The 348-nt window shown below is 61.5% G+C and carries 1 protein-coding gene and 1 pseudogene; both read right to left on the bottom strand.

All coding sequences use genetic code 11. The features are described 5' to 3' along the window. Positions 1–189 (bottom strand): histidine phosphatase family protein (locus tag AC5ZGW_RS47750; RefSeq protein ID WP_496114353.1); only part of this gene is annotated, 189 nt, incomplete at its 3' end. Positions 190–219: 30 nt separating this feature from the next. Next, positions 220–348: pseudogene (locus AC5ZGW_RS47745) on the bottom strand (NADH-specific enoyl-ACP reductase); the annotation flags it as partial.

Below are 348 nucleotides of genomic sequence, written 5' to 3'. Positions count from 1 at the left end.
CGTGCGCCCGAGCGGGCTGGCGACGAAGTCGAATTTTCTGTCTTCGCCCTTCAGGACCGCCGCAAGGGCGATCCCGTTCTGTCTTGCCTGTTCGCGGCCGATCGCATTGATCGGGATATCCTTCTGCCCCTGCAGGCGGCGTTCCGCATTCCAGTCGGTCTGGCCGTGTCTGATCACATAGATGAGCACGGGGATCGGCTCCGCTTGGGGTAGGACGCCTCAGTCCTTGATGACGGAAATATCAGGCGCGTCCACAGCCTTCATGCCGATGACATGATAGCCGCTGTCGGCATGATGCACTTCGCCCGTCACCGAACGCGACAGGTCGGAGAGAAGGTAGAGGCCGAC

The organism is Bradyrhizobium sp. Crot121, from assembly GCF_059512385.1.
This window is presented reverse-complemented; position numbering and strand designations above follow the sequence as displayed.